General features: G+C 61.7%; 1 pseudogene. It reads right to left on the reverse strand.

Annotated elements, in window-relative coordinates:
• Positions 1-312 precede the first annotated feature (312 nt).
• Positions 313-1,140, reverse strand: a pseudogene (locus T398_RS26790) (right-handed parallel beta-helix repeat-containing protein); the annotation flags it as partial.

The raw sequence follows: 1,140 nt of genomic DNA on the forward strand, positions 1-1,140 counted from the left end.
CGGTGTCGATCTCCTTCCCCGTGTGGTGAGGAGCTGCCAGCGCCGGGGCGGACCGGGCATGGTGCTTCTCGGCTACCAGGCGGGTGGTAGCAGCCACCCCGCACGCTAACTAGCTGTCATCCCGAATAAAGATGAATATGAAGTATTTGCCCCGGACTAGACAGGTAGCCGCGGCGGATTCGGGCATACCTGAGGAGGGCGGCGACTCGCGGGCAGGGTCAGGGCTGGCAGTTGCCCCGTTGGTCAGTCCGGTCCTTGGGGGTCAGGATCTTCCGGGCGGACCCCCTCGTTCGGTGTGCGGCATGGAGGTTGCTAACCGGCGCAGCCGGGAACATCGACGCAGTTGTTGGGTCGGTTTTTGATTACGACTGTGCCGGTTGCGGTGTTGAGCTCCACCGTGCCGCCGCTGTTGAAGATCCCTCCGCCGTCGGTGATGGCGACGTTCTTGACCACCTTCGTGCCGACGAGGATGGCTGTGTCAACGTTAAAAATGCCAGCACCCCGATCGGCCTGATTTCCGGTGATCTTGGTTTTTCGGGACACTAGCTCTGCAAGGTTGTAGATGCCGCCGCCATCGGTGGCGGCGGTGTTGTTCGCGATGACGCTGCCTTCGATGACAACGGAGGAGTCGTCGCTGGTCGCCAAGCCGCCAGCGCGGCCCGAGGTAGCGGTGTTTCCGACCAGGGTGACGGATTTGAGCGTGAGTTGCGTGTTGAAGTCCATCACCACGCCGGCAGCCTCGGTGGCTGTGTTTTTTGTAATGTGACTTTCTGTGACAGTGCCGGTGCCGCTTATGAATATGCCGCCGATCGTTCCGGTTGGTGCGCTGTTGGTGGCGATAGTGCTGTGCGCGATCTGTGCTGTTGCAAAGCTCAGGATTCCGCCGCCCGCTACGGCTGCGGTGTTGGCGTTCACCTGAGACTTTTTAACGTCGAGGAGGCCGAAGTTGGTGATGCCTCCACCGAGATTGCCAGCGGTGTTGTGGCTGATGGTGGAGTGATTCACGTAGGTACTGCCGTTGGAGCTGATTGCGCCACCGTCGCCCTCGGTGATGTTGCGGGTGATGGTGCTGTGGTTGGTGGTGAGGGTGCCGCCGGTGTTGACGAGGATTGCGCCGCCGTCGCCGTCGGTCTGTCCGCC

It is taken from the genome of Salinispora goodfellowii (genome assembly GCF_059570675.1).